Origin of the sequence: Nocardia sp. N2S4-5, from assembly GCF_044628355.1 — a bacterium.
Lineage (GTDB): Bacteria > Actinomycetota > Actinomycetes > Mycobacteriales > Mycobacteriaceae > Nocardia > Nocardia wallacei_B.
This window is the reverse complement of record NZ_JBIUPM010000001.1, coordinates 2,675,792-2,697,255: the sequence shown is the minus strand read 5'-3', so window position 1 is coordinate 2,697,255 and position 21,464 is coordinate 2,675,792. Positions and strand designations below refer to the sequence as shown.

Annotated in this window: 22 protein-coding genes; 19 read left to right on the top strand and 3 right to left on the bottom strand. The window is 69.4% G+C overall.

Features of this window, described 5'->3' with window-relative positions; all coding sequences use genetic code 11:
* Positions 1-92 precede the first annotated feature (92 nt).
* The 16 genes from ACFMRZ_RS12010 (at position 93) to dprA (ending at position 15,672) form a co-directional block, all read left to right on the top strand.
* Positions 93-374: a hypothetical protein gene (locus ACFMRZ_RS12010; protein WP_280367860.1), complete on the top strand. Its 282-nt coding sequence runs from the start codon at positions 93-95 to the stop codon at positions 372-374.
* A 66-nt stretch (positions 375-440) separates the two neighbouring features.
* Positions 441-2,015, top strand: coding sequence for a signal recognition particle protein (gene ffh / locus ACFMRZ_RS12005; RefSeq protein ID WP_400179208.1), 1,575 nt, complete (start codon positions 441-443; stop codon positions 2,013-2,015).
* Between the two features lie 82 nt (positions 2,016-2,097).
* Positions 2,098-3,198 (top strand): amidohydrolase family protein, encoded by a 1,101-nt coding sequence (locus ACFMRZ_RS12000; protein WP_400179207.1) that lies wholly within the window; start codon positions 2,098-2,100, stop codon positions 3,196-3,198.
* 268 nt (positions 3,199-3,466) lie between these two features.
* Complete coding sequence (gene rpsP, locus ACFMRZ_RS11995; protein WP_280270224.1) at positions 3,467-3,895, top strand: 30S ribosomal protein S16; 429 nt, start codon at positions 3,467-3,469, stop codon at positions 3,893-3,895.
* Complete coding sequence (locus ACFMRZ_RS11990; protein WP_187687654.1) at positions 3,892-4,134, top strand: RNA-binding protein; 243 nt, start codon at positions 3,892-3,894, stop codon at positions 4,132-4,134. The genes rpsP and ACFMRZ_RS11990 overlap by 4 nt, the downstream gene beginning before the upstream one ends.
* Positions 4,135-4,659: a ribosome maturation factor RimM gene (gene rimM, locus ACFMRZ_RS11985; protein WP_400179206.1), complete on the top strand. Its 525-nt coding sequence runs from the start codon at positions 4,135-4,137 to the stop codon at positions 4,657-4,659.
* Positions 4,660-4,662: 3 nt separating this feature from the next.
* Complete coding sequence (trmD, locus tag ACFMRZ_RS11980; protein ID WP_280367867.1) at positions 4,663-5,379, top strand: tRNA (guanosine(37)-N1)-methyltransferase TrmD; 717 nt, start codon at positions 4,663-4,665, stop codon at positions 5,377-5,379.
* 208 nt (positions 5,380-5,587) lie between these two features.
* On the top strand, positions 5,588-8,053 hold the full coding sequence (locus ACFMRZ_RS11975; RefSeq protein ID WP_400179205.1) for a Tex family protein: 2,466 nt from the start codon (positions 5,588-5,590) through the stop codon (positions 8,051-8,053).
* A 270-nt stretch (positions 8,054-8,323) separates the two neighbouring features.
* Positions 8,324-9,187 (top strand): hypothetical protein, encoded by an 864-nt coding sequence (locus ACFMRZ_RS11970; protein WP_400179204.1) that lies wholly within the window; start codon positions 8,324-8,326, stop codon positions 9,185-9,187.
* 194 nt (positions 9,188-9,381) lie between these two features.
* Positions 9,382-9,723: a 50S ribosomal protein L19 gene (gene rplS, locus ACFMRZ_RS11965; protein WP_400179203.1), complete on the top strand. Its 342-nt coding sequence runs from the start codon at positions 9,382-9,384 to the stop codon at positions 9,721-9,723.
* Between the two features lie 110 nt (positions 9,724-9,833).
* Entirely contained in the window at positions 9,834-10,658 is an 825-nt protein-coding gene (gene lepB, locus ACFMRZ_RS11960; protein ID WP_400179202.1) for a signal peptidase I, read from the top strand.
* Between the two features lie 139 nt (positions 10,659-10,797).
* Complete coding sequence (locus ACFMRZ_RS11955; protein WP_280367877.1) at positions 10,798-11,556, top strand: ribonuclease HII; 759 nt, start codon at positions 10,798-10,800, stop codon at positions 11,554-11,556.
* Positions 11,557-11,601: 45 nt separating this feature from the next.
* Positions 11,602-11,907: a DUF2469 domain-containing protein gene (locus ACFMRZ_RS11950; RefSeq protein ID WP_011210678.1), complete on the top strand. Its 306-nt coding sequence runs from the start codon at positions 11,602-11,604 to the stop codon at positions 11,905-11,907.
* Positions 11,908-12,482: 575 nt separating this feature from the next.
* On the top strand, positions 12,483-12,839 hold the full coding sequence (locus tag ACFMRZ_RS11945) for a YraN family protein (protein ID WP_280274536.1): 357 nt from the start codon (positions 12,483-12,485) through the stop codon (positions 12,837-12,839).
* The gene (locus ACFMRZ_RS11940; RefSeq protein WP_400179201.1) at positions 12,839-14,347 is read left to right on the top strand and encodes a YifB family Mg chelatase-like AAA ATPase; all 1,509 of its coding nucleotides are present in this window, start codon (positions 12,839-12,841) and stop codon (positions 14,345-14,347) included. Before ACFMRZ_RS11945 ends, ACFMRZ_RS11940 begins: the two co-directional genes overlap by 1 nt.
* Positions 14,348-14,514: 167 nt before the next feature.
* On the top strand, positions 14,515-15,672 hold the full coding sequence (gene dprA / locus ACFMRZ_RS11935) for a DNA-processing protein DprA (RefSeq protein ID WP_400179200.1): 1,158 nt from the start codon (positions 14,515-14,517) through the stop codon (positions 15,670-15,672).
* Between the two features lie 10 nt (positions 15,673-15,682).
* Here the strand turns inward: dprA and ACFMRZ_RS11930 are convergent, their stop codons facing one another.
* Positions 15,683-16,636 carry a GlxA family transcriptional regulator gene (locus ACFMRZ_RS11930; RefSeq protein ID WP_400179199.1) on the bottom strand — a complete coding sequence of 318 codons (954 nt, stop codon included), beginning with the start codon at positions 16,634-16,636 and terminating at the stop codon, positions 15,683-15,685.
* A gap of 70 nt (positions 16,637-16,706) precedes the next feature.
* Here ACFMRZ_RS11930 and ACFMRZ_RS11925 point away from each other — a divergent pair, with 70 nt between their 5' ends.
* On the top strand, positions 16,707-17,546 hold the full coding sequence (locus ACFMRZ_RS11925) for an alpha/beta fold hydrolase (RefSeq protein ID WP_400179198.1): 840 nt from the start codon (positions 16,707-16,709) through the stop codon (positions 17,544-17,546).
* A gap of 491 nt (positions 17,547-18,037) precedes the next feature.
* A complete protein-coding gene (locus tag ACFMRZ_RS11920) occupies positions 18,038-18,961 on the top strand; it encodes a tyrosine recombinase XerC (RefSeq protein WP_400179197.1) in 924 nt (307 codons plus the stop codon).
* A gap of 304 nt (positions 18,962-19,265) precedes the next feature.
* On the opposite strand, the gene ACFMRZ_RS11915 is transcribed toward ACFMRZ_RS11920, so the two are convergent.
* Positions 19,266-19,799: a DUF1990 family protein gene (locus ACFMRZ_RS11915; RefSeq protein WP_400179196.1), complete on the bottom strand. Its 534-nt coding sequence runs from the start codon at positions 19,797-19,799 to the stop codon at positions 19,266-19,268.
* Positions 19,800-19,931: 132 nt separating this feature from the next.
* Here ACFMRZ_RS11915 and ACFMRZ_RS11910 point away from each other — a divergent pair, with 132 nt between their 5' ends.
* Complete coding sequence (locus tag ACFMRZ_RS11910) at positions 19,932-20,693, top strand: siderophore-interacting protein (RefSeq protein ID WP_400179195.1); 762 nt, start codon at positions 19,932-19,934, stop codon at positions 20,691-20,693.
* A gap of 168 nt (positions 20,694-20,861) precedes the next feature.
* On the opposite strand, the gene ACFMRZ_RS11905 is transcribed toward ACFMRZ_RS11910, so the two are convergent.
* Entirely contained in the window at positions 20,862-21,362 is a 501-nt protein-coding gene (locus ACFMRZ_RS11905) for a M23 family metallopeptidase (RefSeq protein ID WP_400179194.1), read from the bottom strand.
* Between the last annotated feature and the right edge of the window lie 102 nt (positions 21,363-21,464).

Here is a 21,464-nt window from a genome sequence, read left to right as displayed (position 1 = left end):
TTCTTCCGTCGGAGCTGTCGCAGTACCTGTCATGGTGTCCGGAGCACGAGGGGAGCAGGTCGGTGGCTATTGAAGTGGTATCCGCAGCAACGATGACCAGCGATCTGACCCGGCACATCGCGCGCTGCGTGGGCGGGGACCGCTGGGTGGTGTCCTGGCTACCCGGCCGCACGCTCACCGGTCAGCAGGCGGTGACGGCCATGACCATCGCCTCCACGGGCACCGACCACGACCCCACCGACGCGGAGTGGGCGATGCTCGACAACATGGCCCTCGAACTGGGGCTGACCGCCCGCGAGGCGATGTACATGGTGGCCTCGGAGGACCACGACATCCGGCAGGCTCCGCGCCCGCGGCGACGCTCGCTGGACTGACCTCGGGGCGGACCCGATACCCTGGTAAGTCGAGTGACGTCCGTCGAGATACCAGGAGCGCGATCGGTGTTCGAATCCCTGTCCGACCGGTTGACCGGTGCCCTACAGGATCTGCGCGGCAAGGGGCGGCTGTCACCGGCCGATATCGACGCGACCGCTCGCGAGATCCGGTTGGCCCTGCTCGACGCCGACGTCGCCCTGCCGGTGGTGCGGCAGTTCATCGCTCGCATCAAGGAGCGCGCCAAGGGCGCGGAGGTCTCGGGGGCGCTGAACCCGGCGCAGCAGGTCGTCAAGATCGTCAACGAGGAACTCATCGGGATCCTCGGCGGCGAGACCCGCCGGTTGCAGTACGCCAAGACCCCGCCGACGGTGATCATGCTCGCCGGTCTGCAGGGCGCGGGTAAGACGACCCTGGCGGGCAAGCTCGCGAAATGGCTGAAGGGACAAGGGCATACGCCGCTCCTGGTGGCCTGCGACCTGCAGCGGCCCGGCGCGGTCACGCAGTTGCAGGTGGTGGGCGAGCGGGCCGGTGTGCCGGTGTTCGCGCCGCACCCGGGAACCTCGATCGGCGGCGAGCACCCGCAGGGCATCTCGGTCAGCGAACCGATCGACGTGGCGCGCAAGGGCATCGAGGAGGCGCGCGGCAAGCAGTACGACGTCGTCATCGTCGACACCGCGGGCCGCCTCGGCATCGACGCGGAGATGATGGGGCAGGCCGCGGGCATTCGCGATGCCGTACAGCCCGACGAGATCCTGTTCGTCCTCGACGCCATGGTCGGCCAGGACGCGGTCAGCACCGCCGAGGCGTTCCGCGACGGCGTCGGGTTCACCGGTGTGGTGCTCACCAAGCTGGACGGCGACGCCCGCGGTGGCGCCGCGCTGTCGGTGCGCGAGGTGACCGGCCAGCCGATCCTGTTCGCCTCCACCGGTGAGAAGCTCGAGGACTTCGACGTCTTCCACCCGGACCGGATGTCGAGCCGCATCCTGGGCATGGGCGATCTGCTCACGCTGATCGAGCAGGCGGAGCAGGTCTACGACCAGCAGCAGGCCGAGGAGGCCGCGCGCAAGATCGGCTCCGGCGAGCTGACGCTCGAGGACTTCCTCGATCAGATGCTGGCGATCCGGAAGATGGGTCCGATCGGCAACCTGCTCGGCATGCTGCCCGGCGCGGGCCAGATGAAGGACGCGCTGGCTCAGGTCGACGACAAGCAACTGGACCGGGTGCAGGCCATCATCCGCGGCATGACGCCCGCCGAGCGCGCCAACCCCAAGATCATCAACGCCTCCCGGCGGCTGCGCATCGCCAACGGTTCGGGTGTCACGGTGACCGATGTGAACCAGCTGGTCGACCGCTTCTTCGAGGCCCGCAAGATGATGGCGCAAATGGGCCGCCAGATGGGCATGCCCGGCGGCGCTCGTCGAAATGCCAAGGGCAAGAAGGGGAAGAAAGGCAAGAAGGGCGGGCGCGGGCCGACGCCGCCGAAGGTGCGTGGCGGTTTCCCCGGCATGCCCGCGATGCCCCCGGGCGGCATGCCCGGCGGCATGCCGGACCTGTCGAACATGCCCGCGGGCCTCGACGAGTTGCCCCCCGGCCTCGAGGGCTTCGACCTGTCGAAGCTGATGAACCGCAAGCAGAAATAGCTTCCGACTTCCCTCGCGCCGGGCCGGAGCGCGCCGTGGCGCCGACCGCGTGTGAGGCACACCGTTGCGACCAGGAGGCGCGATGCGACTGCACCTGCGGGGAGTGGTACTCCCGGGAGACGAGGTCCGGGACCTGTGGGTGCACGACGGCCTGATCTCCTTCGAGCCCGTGCGCGACGCCGAAACCCTGTGCCGCACAGGGTGGATCGTGCCGGGCCTGGTGGATGCCCACTGCCACGTCGGCATCCGGTACGGCGGCGGGCACGAGGACCGCGCGGGCGCCGTCGCCCAGGCCGAGACCGAGCGTGACGCGGGCGCGTTGCTGCTGCGCGACGCGGGCTCGCCCATCGACACCCGGTTCATCGACGACCGCGAGGACCTGCCGCGGATCATCCGCGCGGGCCGCCACATCGCCCGGCCCAAGCGCTACATCCGCGAACTGGGCATCGAACTGGACGACGAGCGCGACCTGCCGGACATCGTCGCCGAACAGGCCCGCCTCGGCGACGGCTGGGTCAAGATCGTCGGCGACTGGATCGACCGTTCCGTCGGCGATCTGCGCCCGCTGTGGAGCGACGCCGTCCTGAAGGAGGCCATCGACGCCGCGCACCGCGAAGGCGCCCGGGTCACCGCGCACGTCTTCGGCGAGGACGCGCTGCCCGGCCTGATCGGCGCCGGTATCGACTGCCTGGAACACGGCACCGGCCTCACCGACGAGACCCTCGAGATGATGGTGCGCCACGGCACTGCCCTGGTACCCACCTTGATCAATATCAATACCTTCCCCGACATCGCCGACAGTGCGGCGAAGTTCCCGATCTACGCCGCGCACATGCGCGATCTGCACCGCCGCGTCCGCGACACCGTCGCCGCCGCCCACGCCGCCGGTGTGCCCATCTACACCGGCACCGATGCCGGCGGCTCGATCCGGCACGGCCGTATCGCCGACGAGATCGACGCGCTCGCCGGTGCGGGCCTGACGCCGGACGAGGCGCTGGGCGCGGCCTCCTGGCGGGCGCGGGAGTGGCTGGGCCGTCCCGGCATCGAACCGGGCGCCCCGGCCGATTTCGTGGTCTACGACGCCGATCCCCGGACCGGGCCGGAGGTCCTCGCGGCGCCCGCGTTCGTGGTGTTGCGCGGGCGGGTCCACAATCGCCGCGACCCGGTCACCGCCCACCGCTGAACTCGCGCATCGGGGGCGGTCCCGGACCCCGGCCGAGCCGATTTCATGTGGTCGGGGGGAGTCTGGCAGAATGATCGACCGTCCTCCTCGGTGACCACGGCTCGTGCCGCGGCCGCCGATCTCGGGACAGTGTCAGCCCGTCTCCGGTTACGTACCGCGCGGCGGTCACACACTCTACGCAAAACCGGGCCCGCATCCGTGTGGGTCGCTGAATTGCGCCGTGACCAACCGGCTGCCCGCGGGCGGCCACCACCGAAAGGCAACAGCCATGGCTGTCAAGATCAAGCTCACGCGGCTCGGAAAGATCCGCAACCCGCAGTACCGCATCGTCGTCGCCGACGCGCGCACCCGCCGCGACGGCCGCGCCATCGAGAGCGTCGGCAAGTACCACCCGAAGGAAGAGCCCTCGCTGATCGAGGTCGACTCCGAGCGCGTGCAGTACTGGCTGGGCGTCGGCGCGCAGCCGACCGAGCCGGTCAAGCGCATCCTCGAGATCACCGGCGACTGGCAGAAGTTCAAGGGCCTGCCGGGCGCCGAGGGCACCCTCAAGGTCAAGGCGGCCAAGCCGAGCAAGCTGGACCTGTTCAACGCCGCGCTGGCCGCCGCCGACAGCGAGCCGGTCGCCGAGGCCGTGACCCCGAAGAAGAAGGCCGCGAAGAAGGCCGACGAGGCCGAGACCGAGACCGCCGAGGCATGAGCGCCGTCGTCGCCGATGCCGTCGAGCACCTGGTGCGCGGCATCGTCGCCAATCCCGACGACGTCCGCGTCGAGCTGATCACCAGCCGGCGCGGGCGCACCGTCGAGGTGCATGTCCACCCGGAGGATCTGGGCAAGGTGATCGGCCGCGGCGGACGCACCGCGACCGCGCTGCGTACCCTCGTCGCCGGTATCGGCGGCCGGGGGATCCGGGTCGACGTGGTCGACACCGACCAGTAGATGGAACTCGTCGTCGGACGGGTCGCCAGGTCGCACGGCGTGCGCGGCGAACTCGTGGTCGAGGTGCGTACCGATGATCCCGAGGCGAGGTTCGCGCCCGGCACGGTGCTGCGCGGGCGGTTGCCCCGGTCGCAGCAGACGCAGCAACACACGGTGGAGTCGGTCCGGGAGCACTCGGGGCGACTGCTGCTGTGCCTGCGAGGCATTGCCGACCGCACGGCCGCGGACGCGTTGCGCGGCATGCTCTTTCTCATCGATACCGCCGATCTGCCGCCGTCGGAGGATCCGGACGAGTTCTACGACCACGAACTCGAGGGCCTGACCGTGCGGCTCGGCGACGGCACGGTCGTCGGCACGGTGACCGAGGTGCTGCATTCCGCTGCGGGAGAACTGCTTTCGGTGCGCGCCGCGGAAGACGGGCGCGAGATCCTGGTGCCGTTCGTGACCGCGATCGTGCCCACCGTGTCACTGGCCGAGGGCCTGGTCGTCATCGATCCGCCCGAGGGACTGCTCGACAAGGAGTGAGCAATGAGTGCCGACGCCGCGCTCCGCATCGATGTCGTCACGATCTTCCCCGAGTATCTGGAGCCGCTGCGAACGGCATTGCTGGGCAAGGCGATCGACAAGGGGATCGTCGAACTCGGCGTGCACAACCTACGGCGGTGGACGCACGACGTCCATCAGGCGGTGGACGACGCACCGTACGGCGGCGGTCCCGGCATGGTCATGAAACCGACCGTCTGGGGAGACGCCCTGGACGAGGTGTGTCCCGACGAGGCGCTGCTGGTGGTGCCCACGCCCGCCGGTGTCCCGTTCACCCAGGCCACCGCCGAACGCTGGGCCGGTGAACGGCATCTGGTATTCGCCTGCGGCCGCTACGAGGGCATCGACCAGCGCGTCTTCGACGACGCCGCGCGCCGGGTGCGCGTCGAGGAGGTCAGCATCGGCGACTACGTGCTGATCGGCGGCGAGGCCGCGGTGCTGGTGATGGCCGAGGCCGTGGTGCGGCTCGTGCCCGGGGTGCTCGGCAATCAGCTGTCCCACCAACAGGATTCGTTCTCCGACGGCCTGCTCGAAGGGCCCAGCTATACCCGCCCGGTCAGCTGGCGCGGACTCGAGGTCCCCGAGATCCTGCTGTCGGGCAACCACGCCCGGATCGAGGCCTGGCGCCGCGAACAATCTCTGGCCCGCACCCGCGCCCGCCGCCCGGACCTGCTGCCCGCGGACGTTCCGGAAGACGGGTAGCCGAGAGGTGTCCGGCCTGAGCGGACACAATTCCGTGTGACACGGCGAGAATGGTCGGCCGCGATTCCGTTCGGCGAGTTTCCTCGGTGTGCCGTCTCCTGTTGCCGCTGTTGAGGCGGTCGGGGCGAGCGTAAGCGAATGCGGCTGCGGCACTTCGGGCGCGGGGCTTGTGGTTTGCTGTCGGCGGGCGACGGTAGTGTCTGCGAGCGTGACGACAGCCCCAGAATCCGCCAGCGCCGGACCCGTCAGCACCGCAGCCGCTGGTTCCGTCTCGGCCGATCCGCCGGTCGTCGGGACCGTTCGCCTCGGCACCGTCAGCCGTCGCATCGCCGACGAGCTGAGCGTCCGCGACGAGCAGGTACGCGCCGCCGTGGAGCTACTCGACGGCGGCTCCACCGTGCCGTTCATCGCCCGGTACCGCAAGGAGGTCACCGGCGGGCTCGACGACGCGCAGCTGCGCCAGCTCGAGGAGCGCCTGTACTACCTGCGCGAACTGGACGAGCGCCGGGCGTCGATTCTGGAATCCATTCGCGGCCAGGGCAAATTGGACGCTGCCCTCGAGCAGCAGCTCATGCTCGCCGAGACCAAGGCCCGCCTCGAGGACATCTACCTCCCGTACAAACCCAAGCGGCGCACCAAGGCGCAGATCGCGCGCGAGGCCGGTCACGAGCCGGTCGCCGACGCCCTGATCGGCGATCCCGCCACCGACCCGGCCCAGTACAGCGCCGAACAGCTCGACGGCGCCCGCGCCATTCTGGTCGAGCGCTTCGCCGAGGACGCCGACCTGGTGGGCGAGCTGCGTGAGCTGATGTGGAACCGCGGTCAGGTCACCTCGCGGGTGCGGCCCGGCAAGGAGGAGGCCGGCGCGAAATTCGCCGACTACTTCGAGTTCGGCGAGCCGTTCACCAAACTGCCCTCGCACCGGATCCTGGCGCTGCTGCGCGGCGAGAAGGAAGAGGTGCTCACGCTGCACCTCGAGCCCGATATCGAGGAGCCGGAGCCGGGCGAGCGGTCGATCTACGAGGGTCGCATCGCGCTGAAGTTCGACATCGCCGACCGGGGCCGCCCGGCCGACGGCTGGCTGCTGGACACGGTCCGCTGGGCGTGGCGCACCAAACTGCAGGTGAGTCTCGGCATCGATATCCGGATGCGGCTGCGGCAATCCGCCGAGAAGGACGCGGTCGACGTGTTCGCCGCCAACCTGCGCGATCTGCTGCTCGCCGCGCCCGCCGGCACCCGCACCACGATGGGCCTGGACCCGGGGTTCCGCACCGGCGTCAAGGTGGCGGTCGTGGACGGCACCGGCAAGGTCGTGGCCACCGAAACCATCTACCCGCACAAGCCGCAGGGGCAGACCGAGAAATCGCTCGCCGTCCTCGGCGCGCTGGTCGCCCGTTTCGGCGTCGAGCTGATCGCCATCGGCAACGGCACCGCCTCGCGCGAGACCGATGCCCTTGCCGTCGAACTCATCTCGCGCATCCCCGAGAACAAGCCGACCAAGATCGTGGTGTCCGAGGCCGGGGCGTCGGTGTACTCGGCGTCGGCCTACGCCTCCCAGGAGCTGCCGGAGCTGGACGTGTCGCTGCGCGGCGCGGTCTCCATCGCCCGCCGCCTCCAGGACCCGCTGGCCGAGCTGGTGAAGATCGACCCCAAGTCCATCGGCGTCGGCCAGTACCAGCACGACGTATCGGAGACACTGCTGGCTCGCTCGCTGGGCGCGGTGGTCGAGGATGCGGTGAACGCGGTCGGCGTGGACGTCAACACCGCCTCGGTGCCGCTGCTGGCGCGGGTGTCGGGCGTGTCCACCTCGGTCGCGGAATCCATTGTGGCGCACCGTGATCAGAATGGCCCGTTCCGCAATCGCACCGCCCTGCGGGATGTGCCGCGACTGGGCCCGAAGGCATTCGAGCAGTGCGCGGGCTTCCTGCGCATCCGCGAGGGTGACGACCCGCTCGACAACTCCGCGGTGCACCCCGAGGCGTACCCGGTGGTGCGGCGCATCGTCGACAGCACCGGCCGCGGCGTGCTCGAGATCATCGGCAACAACACCGTGCTGAAGTCGCTGCGCCCCGCCGAGTTCACCGATGAGCGGTTCGGTCTCCCGACCGTCACCGACATCATCGCCGAGCTGGAGAAGCCCGGCCGCGACCCGCGCCCGGAGTTCAAGACCGCCGAGTTCGCGGCCGGCGTCGAGAAGGTCGCCGACCTGCAGCCGGGCATGGTGCTCGAGGGCGTGGTCACCAATGTGGCCGCCTTCGGCGCGTTCGTCGACATCGGCGTGCATCAGGACGGCCTGGTGCATGTCTCGGCCATGTCGCACAACTTCGTCCGCGACCCGCGCGAGGTCGTCAAGTCCGGCGATGTGGTGAAGGTCAAGGTGCTGGAGGTCGACGTGGCCCGCCAGCGCATCGGGCTGAGCCTGCGCCTGGACGACGAGCCCGGCAAGCCGGAGAAGGGTGGCCAGGGTCAGCGCGGCGGCGGCCAGCGCCCGCAGGGCCAGAACCGCGGCGGCCAGCCTCGCGGCGGCCAAGGCGGCGACACCCAGAACCGCGGCGGCCAAGGCGGCGGCCAGAACCGCGGCGGGCAGGCTCGAAACCAGCAGCGCCGCAACGCTCCCGCACCCAGCAACGGTGCCATGGCCGACGCACTGCGCCGGGCGGGTTTCGGCAAGTAATCACGCACCGTTCGCAGGCGACCCGGACCTCGGGCCCGTGACAGTCGGGCAATCGGTCCTGCCGGGTGATCTTCGCGTGGACCGGATCGGCTCAGGCCCGCACACAGCGTTCCGGTGAGCATCCGGCCCGGCGGGTTGTGCGGTGTGTTGCGTGCGGTTCGGCTGGGTGTCACGAGATTGCTGCACAATGTGGCTGAGGCGGGTCGGGCGTTGAGCGTGGCGTCCGCATGCCGACAGTGATCGCATATCCACGGCCGGAGCGATGGGGACATGGCAGCAATACGACGGTGGCTCGACGACTCCGTCATGGCGCAGGGACGCCTGCCGCTGCTGTGTTTCTTGCTCGGCTTCATCGTCGGATTCCTGCTGATCCGGTTGAGCGTCCGGCTGATTCGCAAACGGGTGCGCTGGTGGCCCGGCAACCTGCGCGCCGGCGACGTGCACATTCACCACATGGTGTTCGGCGTGGTGCTGGTGCTGCTGTCCGGGATCGGGCTGGTGGCGTCGTACGGCAGCGGGGTCGGCCCCTTCAGCGCGCTGGCCGCCGCGTTCGGTGTCGGGGCGGCGCTCGTGCTCGACGAGTTCGCGCTCATCTACTACCTGCGCGACGTGTACTGGGAGGAACAGGGCCGCACCTCCGTCGACGCCGTGTTCGTGGCGCTTGCGGTCACGGGCCTGCTGTTGCTCGGGTTCCATCCGCTGTGGTTGCTGGAGGTCAACGACATTCGGTACGACGGCAGCGAATTGGGCCGGGTCCTGCTCGCCCTGTTCGCGATCGGAAATCTCGCGCTCGCCGCGATCGTCATCGCCAAGGGCAAGATCTGGACCGGACTGTTCGGCATGTTCTTTCTCCCGCTGCTGGTCGTCGGCGCGCTGCGGCTGAGCCGCCCCGGCGCGCCCTGGGCGCGCTGGCGGTACGCGGGCCGGGCCAAACTCATGCAGCGGGCGATCCGGCGCGAACGCCGCTATCGGCGGCCGGTCATCCGGGCCAAGATCTTCGTGCAGGATCTGATCGCGGGCAGCCCCGATGTCGCGCACGTGCGGCGGGCGACCGAAGAGGAACTGGCCCGCCGCGTGGTACCCGCACCCGCCCCGCCGCACCCGCTGCGCGTCGGCCGTAAAGTGGCGGACTGACCTCGCACTCGGAGCGATATACCGGCAGGTCACCCGGTCGGCAACCCGATTAACTGTCCGATCCCTGGGTCTGGCACAATAGCGGGGTTGCCCTGGGCGAAGTAGGCCCAGCGCACCGCCCATATCCGGAGCACGAACCGGTCGAGCTAGAGCCGCCAGGTTCCTCTGTTCACGCGAACTTCCAAAGGACGGAAATGAACACCCTCGACTTCGTCGACGAAAAGTCGCTGCGCACCGATGTCCCCGACTTCCGGCCGGGCGACACCGTCAACGTGCACGTGAAGGTCATCGAAGGCAACAAGGAGCGCATCCAGGTCTTCAAGGGCGCCGTCATCCGGCGCCAGGGTGGCGGCATCCGCGAGACCTTCACGGTCCGCAAGATCTCCTTCGGTGTCGGCGTCGAGCGCACCTTCCCGGTGCACAGCCCCAACATCGACCACATCAATGTCGTGACCCGCGGTGACGTCCGCCGGGCCAAGCTGTACTACCTGCGCGATCTGCGCGGCAAGGCCGCCAAGATCAAGGAAAAGCGCTGAGACGGCGACTTCCCCCGAGAAACCCCCGGCCGGTCGGCCGGGGGTTTTCCTTTCCCGCCGCCGGGGCGGCAGCGCGCGTCCCGTCAGACCGCCGGGCTACGCTGTTCGGCGTGGCAGACGAAATCGACTCGGTGCGGGTATCCGGAGCGGATGACGAACGCGCAGGGGCAACCACGCCGAGGCAACGGCGCGCGCGATCGAAGAAGCAGAAGAAGCAGCGCCCGTTCTGGCAGGAGCTGCCGATCCTCATCGTGATCGCCGCGGTAATCGCCGCGCTCGTGGTGACCTTCATCGGCCGCCCGTACGTGATCCCGTCACAGTCGATGGAACCGACCCTGCACGGTTGCGCCGGTTGCACCGGCGACCGCATCTACGTCGAGAAGCTCAGCTACGACTTCGGCGACCCGGGGCCCGGCGACGTCGTGGTGTTCGTGGGGCCGAGCAACTCCTGGAACAAGGCCTACCGCTCCAACCGGTCCGGGAACGTCGTCGTCCGCGGCGTGCAGAACTTCTTCTCGTTCTTCGGGCTGGTCCCGCCGGACGAGAACGACCTGGTTAAACGCGTGATCGCGACCGGCGGGCAGACCGTGCAGTGTTGCGACACCGAAGGTCGGGTGATGGTCGACGGCAAACCGCTCGACGAGCCGTACGCGCACTACAACTACCCGTACCAGCCGGGTCTGCCGTACGCCGTGAAGACCGCGGGCGGCCTGTCGATCAACCCGCGCGGACGGGAATTCGGCCCGATCAAGGTGCCCGACGGCAATGTCTGGGTGATGGGTGACAACCGCAACGAATCCGCCGACTCGCGTGCCCACGTCGACGACGAGTACTCCGGCACCGTGCCCGTCGACGACATCCGCGGCAAGGCGGTGTTCAAGATCTGGCCGCCCAACCGGATCGGGCCGATCCGTTCGCAGGATCCCCAGAGCTGAGTGGCGCGCGTCGGGCAGAGATAATCGAATGGTGGGAGTTGTGGCGCGGAATCAGCAGCGCGCCGTCCGCAAGAGTAAGGGCGGCAAAGGGATTCGACCCATCGCTGTCCGCAGTGGAGATTGGCCGCCGCGGGTGGTGATGCGCAAGGCCGGTGGCCTGCGCACCCTGGAGGCGGCGCTGATCCGCAGCGGGCTCGGTCCGGTCGCGGGCGTGGACGAAGCCGGGCGCGGGTGCTGCGCCGGGCCGCTGGTGGTGGCCTCGTGCCTGCTGGCGCCCAAGGCGTACGACTCGCTGGCCGACCTGGACGACTCCAAGAAGCTCACGGAGGCGACCAGGGAGCGGCTGTTCCCGATCATCAAGCGGCGGGCGCTCGCGTGGCAGGTGGTCGTGATCCCGGCCTGGGAGATCGACGCCATCGGCATCCACGTCGCGAATATCGAAGGCATGCGGCGGGCGGTGGCCGGGCTGGGCGTCGAACCCGGCTACGTGCTCACCGACGGATTCCGGGTGCCCGGCATCACGGTGCCGTCGCTGCCGGTGATCGGCGGGGACGCGGCCGCGGCCTGCATCGCGGCGGCCAGCATCCTCGCGAAGGTCACCCGCGACCACATCATGGTCGACATGGACCGGCGGCTACCCGGCTACGGCTTCGCCGGCCACAAGGGTTACAACACACCCGAACACCTGGCGGCCCTGCGAGAACTCGGCCCGAGCAGCGAACACCGCCGATCCTGGCGGAACGTGCGGCTCAACGGCCAGGCCGAGGTGATCGAGGTCGAAGACGAACTGACGGAGGCAGAGCTGGCGGCGGAAATGATCGAACCGGACGCGGAGATCGCCGCGCCGGACATGCCCGGAACCAGGCGAGTGGCTACCGGCACCGCCCATGCGAGATGATGTGGTCAGCACCGCGTCGTGGCGAGAAGGAGGACGTTCCACCAGATGAGCGCCGAGGACCTCGAGAAATACGAAACCGAGATGGAACTCTCGCTGTATCGCGAGTACAAGGACATCGTCGGCCAGTTCTCGTACGTGGTGGAGACCGAACGCCGCTTCTACCTCGCCAACTCCGTCGAGCTGCGACCGCAGAACGCCGACGGGGAGGTGTACTTCGAGGTACGCATGTCGGACGCTTGGGTTTGGGACATGTATCGGCCGGCTCGGTTCGTGAAGCATGTGCGGGTTATTACGTTCAAGGATGTGAATATCGAGGAGTTGGAGAAGCCGGATTTGAGGTTGCCTGAGTAATTGGCCTTCGCTTCGCTTCGGCGGGTTTTCGGCGCCCTTGGTCTCGGTTTTCGGGTGCCGCTGCTGGCTCCTTCGTCGCTTTGCAGCGGCACCCGAAAACCGAGACGCGCCGAAAACCTACGGGGTTGGCGTGCTACAGGGGAGGTTTTTGGCGGAGGGGGTTGCGCTGTGCGGAATGTGGGCGTGGGGGTTGCGCGGTGCGGAATGTGGGCGTGGGGGTTGCGTGGTGCGGAACGTGGGCGTGGGGGTTGCGCGGTGGGGGGATGTGGGCGTGAGGAGTTCGGGGTGTGGGCGTGGGGGAGTTCGTGGTGCGGCGTGTGGGCGTGAGGAGTCGGCGATGTGGTGTGGGGGCGTGGCGAGTTGCGCGATGTGGATTGTTGGCGTGGGAGTTGCGCGATATGGGGTGTTGGCGTGAGGGAATGGTGGCGGGCTGGTGGTGGTGCCGTCATGGGCTCGCGGTGTTTGGGTTGGTGGTAGGTGGGCGTGTTGTCCACAGGGTTTCGGTTATTCACAGGGTTTCTGTTTGTGCAGGTTGGCTTGGTTGAGGTGGGTTGGCGGTCGTTCACGCTGGGTGGGTGGCACATAATCTGGCGCTTGGGGCGCATGGGGAAGAGTTGGCCGCGCGGTTCTTGCGGGCGGCGGGTATGGAGATCGTCGAGCGGAACTGGCGGTGTCGGTACGGCGAGCTGGATCTGATCGGGCGGGAAGGGGATGTCACCGCTTTTATCGAGGTGAAGACTCGGTCGGGGGTGGGGTTCGGGGTGCCGGCTGAGGCGGTGACTTTTACCAAACAGCAGCGTATTCGGCGGCTGGCGCTGCTGTGGCTCGACGAGCAGCCGGGGCCGTGGCGGCGCATCCGGTTCGACGTGGTGTCGGTGCTGCTCGTTCGTCATCGTGAGCCGGTGATCGAGCATCTTCCGGCGGTGTTCTGATGGCGCTCGGGCGGGCCTATTCGGTTGCGGTCACCGGTGTGGACGGTCAGTTGGTCGAGATCGAGGCCGATATCGGGCAGGGCTTGCCTTCTGTTCATCTGGTCGGGCGGCCCGACACCACGCTGCAGGAATCGCGGGACCGCGTGCGCGCTGCGGTGACCAACTCCGGCGAGAAATGGCCCGACGGCCGGGTGATCATGGCGCTGTCCCCGGCGACGCTTCCGAAGATCGGCAGCGTGTACGACTTGGCCCTGGCGACGGCCGTGCTCGACGCGGGGGACGCGATTCCCTCGGCGCGGCTGGCGGGCACGGTGTTACTCGGCGAACTGGCGCTGGACGGGCGCGTGCGCCGGGTGCGCGGCATCCTTCCGGCGGTGCTGGCCGCGCGGGGAGCGGGCCGGTCCACGGTGGTGGTGCCGGAGTGCGCGCTGGCCGAGGCCGGGCTGGTGGACGGGGTCACGGTGCTCGGCGCGTCGACCCTGCGCGAGCTGATCGACTGGCTGCGCGGCGACGGCATGCTGCGCGAGCCGGACGGCGCGCTCCCGCCCACCCAGCGCACCGGCGGCGACCTCAATGAAGTGGTCGGGCAGGACGAGGCTCGCTGGGCGCTCGAAGTAGCCGCGGCGGGCGGCCATCATTTACTCCTCACCGGCCCGCCCGGCATCGGCAAAACCATGCTGGCGCAACGTCTTCCGAGCCTGTTGCCGCCGCTGACGGAATCGGAGTCGCTGGAGGTGACGGCCATCCATTCGGTCGCGGGAACGCTGTCCGGCGATCACCCGCTGATCACGATGCCGCCCTTCGTCGCGCCACATCACTCGTCGTCGGTGAGCGCTATGGTCGGCGGCGGATCCGGTTCGGCGCGACCCGGCGCGGTCAGCCGCGCTCACCGCGGCGTGCTGTTCCTCGACGAGTGCGCGGAGATCGGCACGAAGGTGCTGGAGTCGCTGCGAACTCCCTTGGAGGAGGGCGAGGTTCGCATCGCCCGCAGAGACGGGGTGGCCCGGTATCCGGCCCGGTTCCAGCTCATTCTGGCCGCCAACCCGTGCCCGTGCTCGCCCGCCCGCGACGTGGACTGCATCTGCGCGCCGCTGGCGCGGCGACGATACCTGGGCAAGCTGTCGGGTCCATTGATGGACCGCATCGATCTCTGGGTGCAGATGGTCGGCCAGGCCGCCGGGGCGTTCGCCTCCACGGAAGCCGAAAGCAGCGAGGCGGTACGCGGTCGGGTGGAGGTGGCGCGGCAGGCGGCGGTGCGGCGGTGGGCGGAGTACGGCTGGTCCGCCAACGCCGAGGTCCCCGGACACGTGCTGCGCCAACGGTTCCGGTTGCCGCGCGAATCCCTCGCCCCGGTGGAGAGCGCGTTGCGACAGGGCCGCATGTCGGCGCGGGCGGCCGACCGCGCGATCAGGGTCGCCTGGACGGTGTGCGATCTGCGCGGCGGTGACGTACCGAGCACTCAGGATGTCTTGCAGGCGTTGAACTTCCGGCAGCGGGGACCGTCATGAACGCGTGGACCGCCGGACGGTCCATTCGCGGCGCTGTCGTACCGGACCGGGGTGGGCCGACACGAAATGGGGGAGCGATGAGCGATCGGCACGCGGATTTCGAGGGTACGGAACCACTGGGCGATGGGCTACGACTTGGTGGCCCGCGAAGCGCTGACACCGAACTGATGACTCTCGACACCGACGAGCGCCGTCTGGCGTGGATCTACCTGTCGCGTGTGGTCGGAGGCCCTTGCGCGCCGCTGTCGGCGCTGATCGACCGGGTCGGTGTGCTCGAGGCGGCGCGGGCCGTGCGCGAGTGCGACCTACCGGAGTCGCTGCGCGGCCCCACCGAGACTCGACGTGGAATCGACCGCGCCGAACGAGATCTCGAGGCGGTCACCCGATTGGGCGGGCGCGTGGTGACACCGGACGACCCCGAGTGGCCGGCCTGGCGTCTGCTCGGACTGAACCAACTCGACCCGGCGCGGGACGCCGGAGCCGCGATACCGCTGGTGCTGTGGGCACGCGGTCCGCTGTCGCTGCTCGACTCGACCGACCGCGCGCTGGCCGTCGTCGGCGCCCGCTGCAGCACCGGTTACGGCGAGCACGCGACCGCCGAAATCGTGGGCGAACTCGCCTATGGCGGTTGGACGATCGTGTCGGGCGCCGCCTTCGGCATCGATGGCACGGCCCATCGCGCGGCACTGGCAGTCGGCGGCTCCACCGTCGCCGTGCTGGGCTGTGGCGTGGACCGCCCATATCCCGCCCAGCACGAGCGACTGCTCGCCGAAATAAGCGAAACCGGCCTGGTGATCAGCGAATACCCGCCCGGCGCCACCGCGCACAAACACCACTTCCTCGCCCGGAACCGCCTCATCGCCTCCCTCGCCGACGGCGTCCTCGTAGTCGAGGCGGGCCTGCGCAGCGGCGCCAGAAACACGGTCAAATGGGCGCGCCGCCTCGGCCGCCCCGCAATGGCCGTGCCCGGCCCGATCACCTCGTCCTCCTCCGTCGGCTGCCACCGCATGATCCGAGAAGGCGAAACCCTCCTGGTAAGCCGAGCCGAAGAGGTCCTCGACGAACTCGGCCCATTGCGCCTCCCTCTCGCCACCGGACCCCGCTCCGACCCAGCCGATGCCCTGGACGGCGACCCAGCCACCATCTACGCCGCCCTCCCCGCAATAGGCTCCCGCAGCCCCCTCGAACTGTCCCGCGACTCCGGCCTCCCACTCCCCGCCGTACGCGCAGCCTTGCCCGCCCTGGAACTAGGAGGTCTAGCAGGAGTAGACGAAACCGGCTGGTACCGAATACGTCCCACCGACCCCAACCCATCGCCTCCATGAGGGGTACGGGCTATCGGGTTTCGCCGAAGGTGCGGCGGTAGGCGCCCGGGGTCGTGCCGAGATGTTCGCGGAAGCGGCGGCGCAGATTTACCGCGGAGGCGAGGCCGACTCGGGTCGCGACGGCTTCCACCGGGAGGTCGGTGTGCTCCAGGAGAGCGCGCGCCGCGTCGAGGCGTCGGCCGAGTAGCCACTGGCCCGGACTGGTGCCGAGCTGCTCGGTGAAGCGCCGGGCGAGAGTTCGCGTCGACAGCCCGGCCTGCGCGGCGAGGCGGTCGACGGTCAGCGCCGTGTCGAGGCGGGAGGTGGCCCACTCCAGCAGCGGTGCCAGTGACTCGTCGGGCTTGGCGGGGGCGGGTTGTGTGGCGTACTGGAGCTGGCTGCCCTCTCGATGCGGTGGCAGCACCATGTGACGAGCGATCTGGGCAGCGTGCGCCGCGCCGTGGTCGGACCGCACGAGGTGCAGGCACAGGTCGATGCCCGCGCCGGTTCCGGCGCTCGTCGCCACATCGCCGTGGTCCACGTAGAGCACGTCCGAGGCCAGCTCCACCTCGGGGAAGGCGGAGGCGAGTTGGGCGGCGTGGCGCCAGTGGGTGGTCGCGCTCCGGCCGTCGAGCAGTCCGGTTTGTGCGAGCACGAACGCTCCCGTGCAGATGGCGACGATTCGTGCCCCACGCCGGTGAGCGGCACGCACCGCCTCGACGACGGCCGACGACGCGGGCGTGGTCGGTGGCTGCCAGCCGGGAACGATGACGGTGTCCGCTTCCCGCAAGGCCGACAAACCGGCGTCGACGAGCATTGCGTAACCGACAGTGGTGCGCACGGGGCCGGGCCGCTCGGCGCAGACCCGGAAGTCGTAGTGATCCGGTATGTCCGGCCGGACGGTACCGAATACCTCAGCCGCACAACCCAACTCGAACGGCGACTGCGGCGGATTGACCAAAGCCACCACTCGATGACGACGCATGGCAGAAATATACCCAAGGATGTCTTTTCGGACTCTCGGCAGGCAGCCGGACTCGGACCACAGTGGTCCCATGAGCGAAACCACCGAAACGGGCGCGGTGAGGAAAGAGGTCCGCGTCGACGGCGAAACGATTTCGTACCTGACCGCGGGTCGGGACGGTTCTCCCGTGTTGCTGCTGCACGGGACCTACTGGAGCCGGGTGTGGCTGCCGGTATTGGAACCTCTCGCAACTGCCGGGTTCAGCCCGATCGCGGTCGATTTCCCCGGACTGGGCCGCTCCGGGGGAGAACTCACTCTGGAAACGGCGACCGTCCCGGCCTTGGCGGAGTGGGTGCCGCGATTCGCGGCCGCGCTGGGCCTCGCCGAGCCCCTCGCCGTCGCGGGCCACGACATCGGCGGTGCTGTCGCCCAGAATCTCCTCGCGCGCGATCGGCTGGCGGTGTCCCGGATGGCATTGGTCAACTCCGTCGCCTACGACTCCTGGCCCGCGCCACACGTGGCCCGATTCCGCGACCCGGAGGTTATCGCGGCCACCAGCGCCGACGAACTCCTCACAGCCCGCCGCGAGGCGGTGACCAGGGACCTGGCCGGTGCCGCCACAGCACAGCGTGTCGCCGACTATCTGGAGCCGTGGACCGACCCGCGCGTACGCCGTTCGTGGCTGGCCATGGTGGGCGCGGCCGACAGTCGCCACACCCTCGATTTCGTCCCCGCATTACGCCGCTGCCCGACCCCGAAACTGCTGGTCTGGGGCGAGGACGATCGCTTCGAGAAAGTCGAGTACGCCGAGAAATTCGCCTCGGAGATCCCGCACACCACGCTCGTGCGCATTCCACAGGCCGCGCACATCCCGACGGAGAATGCTCCTGACCAGGTCGCCCGCGCCCTCACAGACTTCTTCGCGGCGTAGCGCTGTCACCTTGTCCTCGAGCCTCACACCTTGCGGGGGCCGCTCGCTATCCGTCGAAACGGTCGACGGAATCCCGTGCGCGAGGGCAGTTTCCATAGCCGCTTGCGTAATTCCCTCGGCGACCGCGGCCCAGAGCCGATTGTTGCCGGCGGCGGCGGTGAAATCACCGTCGGCCGCGGTGAATCCCGCGCCCAGCATGGTCGTATTCCAGGCGTCGCACAGGCTGGTGCCGACGATGCGGGAGATGGTGCCAAGCTTCGCCGGGCCGCCCTCGACGCCAGGCCCGCCAGGCCATAACCAGCTACGTGCGGTCCGCGTACCGCTGTGGTGCCCGGCATAGTGTGCGCCGCCGCGGACGGTGCTGGCGGCGGTCGAACGCGACATCAAGGCGGTACTCACCGACTCGCAGGCGATTCGTGGAAACCCGTCGCCGGACGTGGTTTCCGGCGCGGGAGCTTGCGGCGAGCCCCGCTCCGGGCGACGGTGGAGGCATGGCCGACCTGCCCGAGGACCTTGCCGCCCTGCTCGAGGAGTACGGGCGGCACCTGCGACTCGGGCGGAACCGGTCGGCGCACACCGTCCGCGCCTACCTCGGCGATGCGCGCTCGCTGCTCGAGCACCTGCTGTCGCGATCACCGGATTCCGGTGTGGCCGAGGTGGATCTGCCACTGCTGCGGTCCTGGCTGGCCGAGCAGGCGAGCGGCGGCGCGGCGCGCACCACCATGGCGCGCCGGGCGTCGGCGGCGCGGACATTCACCGCGTGGCTCACCCACACCGGCCGGCTCGCCGTCGATCCGGGACCGCGGCTGGGTTCGGCCAAAGCCCACCGCGTACTGCCCGCGGTGCTGGGCCTGGAGCAGGCGAGCACGGCCATGAAGGCCGCCGAATCCGGTGCGGCGCAACATGACCCGATGGCGCTGCGGGACCGGCTGATCGTCGAGATGCTGTACGCGACCGGCATCCGGGTAAGCGAGCTGTGCGGACTCGACATCGACGATGTGGACCGCGAGCGTCGCCTGGTGCGGGTACTCGGCAAGGGCAACAAGGAGCGCTCGGTCCCGTTCGGACTGCCCGCCGATCACGCCCTGGAGGCCTGGCTACGCTCCGGCCGCCCCGCCTTCGCGACCGTCGACTCCGGCCGCGCCCTGCTGCTCGGCCGCCGCGGCCGCCGCATCGACCAGCGCCAGGCCAGAACGGTCGTGCACGAAGTCGTCGCCGCCATCCCCGGCGCCCCCGACATGGGCCCGCACGGCCTGCGCCACACCGCCGCCACACACCTGCTGGAGGGCGGCGCCGACCTGCGCGTCGTCCAGGAACTACTGGGCCACGCCAGCATGGCCACCACCCAGCTCTACACCCACGTCTCGATCGACCGCCTGAAAAAGGTGCACGACCAGGCACACCCCCGAGCCTGACCGGAGCGCCCGCGAAGCCCTCGCCCACCTCGTCGCCCCCGTACCGCCACGTGCCGTCCGCCCCGCCCACCGAACGGCTCCTGCCGCGGGGCACACCGCCACCCACCGCGTGCCACACCGCCACCCACCGAATGACACTCCGCCGCAGCCGAATACGACTCGCTCGGCCCCCGCCGCCCGCCCCTCCGCGTGATGAAGCCGCCGCCCTGACAATGCACTTGGCTGCCGCTCTGGCGATGCACTTGGTTGTTGCTCTGGTGCTGCGGTAGTAGCACCCGCACAAGCACTGCGGCCAGAATGCGCGCTACCTCGTGTGGTGGGGCAAGCGGGGCCGGATGGCGTCGATGTACCGCCCGGCGAAATAGCGTTGTGCCAGATGTCCGAAGGGACCGGCGAGGCGGGTGTACCAGGCCCCGGGGCGGGAGAAGGCGGAGATCACGCCGTATACCGCCTCGTCGGCGGGATCGAATTCCGCGGCGAACAGTTCTTCGCCGATCTCCGGGTGGCCCGGCAATGTGCCGTAGGCGAAGCCGCGGCGATTCGGCTCGTCGAGGACATAGACGACTCGGCACGGGGCGATGATGCCGACGGGTCTGGGGCCGAGGCGGACGGTCAGCAAGGTGCCGGGCTCGGCGGTGGGAGTGCTCGCCGAATGAAAGATGCCGGTGCCGTGCTGCATTCGATACGTGAGGATCTCGTTGCCCGCCGACTCGAACATCGGCCGCCCCGTGCCGATGCGGCGGCGCACCCGAAAATGGTGGTACCCGGGCGGGAATTCCCCGTTGGTGGCACCGGTTTCGGCATAGGTGAACGGGGGAGTGTCGCTCGGGTCGGGCATAGGGCCATCCTCCTCTCGACCGGGCCGGCCCGGAGAGCGCCCGCCCGGAGAAATGTGCAGATGTATCGAGAGCTATCGGCGATACTTCGTGCTACCGTCGCTTAGGTAACCCTAATTATGGAGGTGTCTTCCTTGGCTCGCCCCCGTCACAGCTTCGTCGTCAGTCGTACCGAACGCCTGACCGACCACCTGATCCGGGTCTACCTCGGTGGACCGGGTTTCGCATCCTTCCAGCCCAACAGCTACACCGACGCCTACGTGAAGCTGGTTTTCCCCGGCGCGGACGGTGAAACCGTGCGCACGTACACGGTGCGCGCGATCGACCCCGAAGCGCAGGAGATCGCCATCGACTTCGTCTACCACGGCGACGAGGGCGTCGCCGGACCGTGGGCAGCAGCGGCTCAGCCCGGTGACAAGATCGAACTCATGGGCCCCAGCGGTGCCTATTCGCCCAATCCCGAAGCGCAGTGGCATCTGCTCGCCGGCGACGAGGCCGCGCTCCCCGCCATCGCCTCCGCCTGCGCCGCACTGGCGCCCGACGCGGTGGGCCGGGTCTTCGTCGAGGTCGCCGGTCCCGCAGACGAACTCGCATTCGACCGTCCCGCAGGCGTCGAGCTGACCTGGGTGCACCGCGGCGACGGCGCACCGGGTGAGGCGCTCGCCGCGGCGGTCCGGGCCGAGCCGTGGCGCGACGGCCAGGCGCACGTCTTCATCCACGGCGAGGCCCAAGCGGTCATGCACGACCTGCGCCCCTACATCCGCAAGGAACGCGCCGTCCCCGCGGCATGGGCATCGATCTCCGGATACTGGCGCCGCGGCCGCACAGAGGAAACCTTCCGCGAATGGAAGCGCGAACTCGCCGAACGCGAGGGAACCGTCCCGGCCGGCCGCTGACCCGAGCCCGAAACCATCCTCGCCACAACGGCGATCGTTTGTGCGGAGCGTCCGCGGCAGCCCCTCGCTGCTGCGGTTACTTCGGCGGCACGGGTCGGGCGATCGACACCCGGTCCGTGTGTCTCGGCTGACCGTTCGCGCATCGCCGAAGTCCTCGTGGCGAAGTGATCATGGGCCTGGGCCGATCGGTTTCAATCGCAGCGGTGCCGAGTGGATCAGGGCGAGCGGGTCCAGGTACTCGCGCTCGCGCCGGACTCCCCAGTGCAGGCACGGTCCATCGCATCCGGCATGACCGGCCTCCAGCGTTCCGAGTACCGATCCTCGGGAGACCCTGTGGCCCTTCGTCACTGAAGCACGCACCGGTTCGTAGGTGGTGCGTAGACCGCCGGGATGGTCGACCGAAACCACAGGCTTGCCGCCGACCTCCCCGGCGAAGACGATCACTCCGTCACCGGCCGCCAGCACGTCTTGCCCGGCGCTGCCGCCGAGATCCACTCCGCGGTGCCCGGGCAGCCAGTCCTGCGGCGGCTTCTCGAACCGGCGCAGCACAGGCGGCCGCGGCTGCAACGGCCACCCGAACACCGCACCCGGCGCCGCATCGGCCTCGGTCGCGGCCAGCAGAACCGGCAGCAACACCCACCCCAGCACGAACACGATCACCCGGCGCATACCGCAACCTTGCCGCCGTCACCCTCTATACAAAAGACCCGCTCCGGCGAGTGTGGATAAATCCAAGGTTGTGAACAACGCACGCGCCGGACCGCAGTGCGA

What these genes read in the sequence shown, in the direction of transcription:
- ACFMRZ_RS12010 (WP_280367860.1), top strand. Translation starts at nt 93, where the DNA reads ATGACCAGCGATCTGACCCGGCACATCGCGCGCTGCGTGGGCGGGGAC.
- ACFMRZ_RS12000 (WP_400179207.1), top strand. Translation starts at nt 2,098, where the DNA reads ATGCGACTGCACCTGCGGGGAGTGGTACTCCCGGGAGACGAGGTCCGG.
- rpsP (WP_280270224.1), top strand. Translation starts at nt 3,467, where the DNA reads ATGGCTGTCAAGATCAAGCTCACGCGGCTCGGAAAGATCCGCAACCCG.
- ACFMRZ_RS11990 (WP_187687654.1), top strand. Translation starts at nt 3,892, where the DNA reads ATGAGCGCCGTCGTCGCCGATGCCGTCGAGCACCTGGTGCGCGGCATC.
- rimM (WP_400179206.1), top strand. Translation starts at nt 4,135, where the DNA reads ATGGAACTCGTCGTCGGACGGGTCGCCAGGTCGCACGGCGTGCGCGGC.
- trmD (WP_280367867.1), top strand. Translation starts at nt 4,663, where the DNA reads ATGAGTGCCGACGCCGCGCTCCGCATCGATGTCGTCACGATCTTCCCC.
- ACFMRZ_RS11970 (WP_400179204.1), top strand. Translation starts at nt 8,324, where the DNA reads ATGGCAGCAATACGACGGTGGCTCGACGACTCCGTCATGGCGCAGGGA.
- rplS (WP_400179203.1), top strand. Translation starts at nt 9,382, where the DNA reads ATGAACACCCTCGACTTCGTCGACGAAAAGTCGCTGCGCACCGATGTC.
- ACFMRZ_RS11955 (WP_280367877.1), top strand. Translation starts at nt 10,798, where the DNA reads ATGCGCAAGGCCGGTGGCCTGCGCACCCTGGAGGCGGCGCTGATCCGC.
- ACFMRZ_RS11950 (WP_011210678.1), top strand. Translation starts at nt 11,602, where the DNA reads ATGAGCGCCGAGGACCTCGAGAAATACGAAACCGAGATGGAACTCTCG.
- ACFMRZ_RS11940 (WP_400179201.1), top strand. Translation starts at nt 12,839, where the DNA reads ATGGCGCTCGGGCGGGCCTATTCGGTTGCGGTCACCGGTGTGGACGGT.
- dprA (WP_400179200.1), top strand. Translation starts at nt 14,515, where the DNA reads ATGACTCTCGACACCGACGAGCGCCGTCTGGCGTGGATCTACCTGTCG.
- ACFMRZ_RS11930 (WP_400179199.1), bottom strand. Translation starts at nt 16,636, where the DNA reads ATGCGTCGTCATCGAGTGGTGGCTTTGGTCAATCCGCCGCAGTCGCCG.
- ACFMRZ_RS11925 (WP_400179198.1), top strand. Translation starts at nt 16,707, where the DNA reads ATGAGCGAAACCACCGAAACGGGCGCGGTGAGGAAAGAGGTCCGCGTC.
- ACFMRZ_RS11920 (WP_400179197.1), top strand. Translation starts at nt 18,038, where the DNA reads ATGGCCGACCTGCCCGAGGACCTTGCCGCCCTGCTCGAGGAGTACGGG.
- ACFMRZ_RS11915 (WP_400179196.1), bottom strand. Translation starts at nt 19,799, where the DNA reads ATGCCCGACCCGAGCGACACTCCCCCGTTCACCTATGCCGAAACCGGT.
- ACFMRZ_RS11905 (WP_400179194.1), bottom strand. Translation starts at nt 21,362, where the DNA reads ATGCGCCGGGTGATCGTGTTCGTGCTGGGGTGGGTGTTGCTGCCGGTT.